Annotated in this window: 2 rRNA genes; both read left to right on the plus strand. The window is 49.6% G+C overall.

Annotated features, from left to right (window positions below):
• Window positions 1-155: 155 nt before the first annotated feature.
• A 23S ribosomal RNA gene (locus AB5M32_RS13570) occupies window positions 156-3,069 on the plus strand.
• Between the two features lie 93 nt (window positions 3,070-3,162).
• A 5S ribosomal RNA gene (rrf, locus tag AB5M32_RS13575) occupies window positions 3,163-3,278 on the plus strand.

The raw sequence follows: 3,278 nt of genomic DNA on the forward strand, positions 1-3,278 counted from the left end.
TTTTGTTCATTGAAAACTGGATATTTGAAGTAAATTAGTAATACAAACCGAGAACACCGCGTTGAATGAGTTTTTTAATAAGTTCAATTGCTTATTTTCTTGATCGGACTTCTATCGCTAGAAGAAAGATCAAAACCCAACCGCAAGGTTGATAAGGTTAAGTGAATAAGGGCGCACGGTGGATGCCTTGGCACTAGGAGCCGATGAAGGACGGGACTAACACCGATATGCTTTGGGGAGCTGTACGTAAGCTATGATCCAGAGATTTCCGAATGGGGGAACCCAGCATCTTTTATAGGATGTTACGTTTGCGTGAATACATAGCGCATTCGAGGTAGACGCAGAGAACTGAAACATCTAAGTACCTGCAGGAAGAGAAAGAAAATTCGATTCCCTGAGTAGCGGCGAGCGAAACGGGAAAAGCCCAAACCAATGAGCTTGCTCATTGGGGTTGTAGGACTCCGATATGGTAGTTCTTTCAGATAGTCGAATGACTTGGAAAAGTCAGTCAAAGAGGGTAAAAACCCCGTAGATGAAATTTGGAAGGCACCTAGGAGGATCCTGAGTACGGCGGAACACGAGGAATTCCGTCGGAATCCGGGAGGACCATCTCCCAAGGCTAAATACTCCCTAGTGACCGATAGTGAACCAGTACCGTGAGGGAAAGGTGAAAAGCACCCCGGAAGGGGAGTGAAATAGAACCTGAAACCGTGTGCCTACAACAAGTCAAAGCCCGTTAATGGGTGATGGCGTGCCTTTTGTAGAATGAACCGGCGAGTTACGATTGCATGCGAGGTTAAGTTGAAGAGACGGAGCCGCAGCGAAAGCGAGTCTGAATAGGGCGTTTGAGTATGTAGTCGTAGACCCGAAACCATGTGATCTACCCATGTCCAGGTTGAAGGTGCGGTAAAACGCACTGGAGGACCGAACCCACGTACGTTGAAAAGTGCGGGGATGAGGTGTGGGTAGCGGAGAAATTCCAAACGAACTTGGAGATAGCTGGTTCTCTCCGAAATAGCTTTAGGGCTAGCCTCGGAATTGAGAATGATGGAGGTAGAGCACTGTTTGGACTAGGGGCCCATCTCGGGTTACCGAATTCAGATAAACTCCGAATGCCATTCATTCATATCCGGGAGTCAGACTGTGAGTGATAAGATCCATAGTCGAAAGGGAAACAGCCCAGACCACCAGCTAAGGTCCCAAAATATATGTTAAGTGGAAAAGGATGTGGGGTTGCACAGACAACTAGGATGTTGGCTTAGAAGCAGCCACCATTTAAAGAGTGCGTAATAGCTCACTAGTCGAGTGACCCTGCGCCGAAAATGTACCGGGGCTAAACATATTACCGAAGCTGTGGAGTACACCTTTAGGTGTATTGGTAGGAGAGCGTTCTAAGGGCGTTGAAGGCAGATCGTGAGGACTGCTGGAGCGCTTAGAAGTGAGAATGCCGGTATGAGTAGCGAAAGACAGGTGAGAATCCTGTCCACCGAATGACTAAGGTTTCCTGGGGAAGGCTCGTCCGCCCAGGGTTAGTCGGGACCTAAGCCGAGGCCGACAGGCGTAGGCGATGGACAACAGGTTGATATTCCTGTACTCGTTGTTTTTGTTTGAGCAATGGAGGGACGCAGGAGGCTAAGGAATGCAGACGATTGGAAATGTCTGTCTAAGCAGTAAGTCTTGATAGGAGTCAAATGCTTCTGTCTGTACGGACAAGCTGTGATGGGGAGGGAAATAATAGTACCGAAGTTCCTGATGTCACACTGCCGAGAAAAGCTTCTAGTGAGAAAACAACGACCCGTACCGCAAACCGACACAGGTAGTCGAGGAGAGAATCCTAAGGTGAGCGAGAGAACTCTCGTTAAGGAACTCGGCAAAATGACCCCGTAACTTCGGGAGAAGGGGTGCTGATCTAAGATCAGCCGCAGTGAATAGGCCCAAGCGACTGTTTATCAAAAACACAGGTCTCTGCAAAATCGTAAGATGAAGTATAGGGGCTGACGCCTGCCCGGTGCTGGAAGGTTAAGAGGAGTGCTTAGCGTATGCGAAGGTACGAATTGAAGCCCCAGTAAACGGCGGCCGTAACTATAACGGTCCTAAGGTAGCGAAATTCCTTGTCGGGTAAGTTCCGACCCGCACGAAAGGCGTAACGATTTGGGCACTGTCTCAACGAGAGACTCGGTGAAATTTTAGTACCTGTGAAGATGCAGGTTACCCGCGACAGGACGGAAAGACCCCATGGAGCTTTACTGTAGTTTGATATTGAGTGTCTGTACCGCATGTACAGGATAGGTAGGAGCCGTAGAAATCGGAACGCTAGTTTCGATGGAGGCGCTGGTGGGATACTACCCCTGCGTTATGGCCACTCTAACCCGCACCACTGATCGTGGTGGGAGACAGTGTCAGATGGGCAGTTTGACTGGGGCGGTCGCCTCCTAAAAGGTAACGGAGGCGCCCAAAGGTTCCCTCAGAATGGTTGGAAATCATTCGAAGAGTGTAAAGGCAGAAGGGAGCTTGACTGCGAGACCAACAAGTCGAGCAGGGACGAAAGTCGGGCTTAGTGATCCGGTGGTTCCGCATGGAAGGGCCATCGCTCAACGGATAAAAGCTACCCTGGGGATAACAGGCTTATCTCCCCCAAGAGTCCACATCGACGGGGAGGTTTGGCACCTCGATGTCGGCTCGTCGCATCCTGGGGCTGTAGTCGGTCCCAAGGGTTGGGCTGTTCGCCCATTAAAGCGGCACGCGAGCTGGGTTCAGAACGTCGTGAGACAGTTCGGTCCCTATCCGTCGCGGGCGTTGGAAATTTGAGAGGAGCTGTCCTTAGTACGAGAGGACCGGGATGGACTTACCGCTGGTGTACCAGTTGTTCTGCCAAGGGCATTGCTGGGTAGCTATGTAGGGAAGGGATAAACGCTGAAAGCATCTAAGTGTGAAGCCCACCTCAAGATGAGATTTCCCATTTCTTTAAGAAAGTAAGATCCCTGAGAGATGATCAGGTAGATAGGTCAGGAGTGGAAGTACAGTGATGTATGGAGCGGACTGATACTAATCGATCGAGGACTTAACCACATTGGTAAAGAAAAAAACTCGGTAGAGTTTACGAAATACTTCAAATCCAGTTTTGAGTGAGCAAAAGCAAACTCAATAATGATAACACCACAGTGTGGTGGCGATAGCGAGAAGGATACACCTGTAACCATGCCGAACACAGAAGTTAAGCTTCTTAGCGCCGATTGTAGTGAGGGGTTGCCCCTTGTGAGAGTAGGACGTCGCCACGC

It is taken from the genome of Enterococcus sp. C57 (assembly GCF_040887305.1).
GTDB classification, from domain to species: Bacteria; Bacillota; Bacilli; order Lactobacillales; family Enterococcaceae; genus Enterococcus_B; species Enterococcus_B hirae.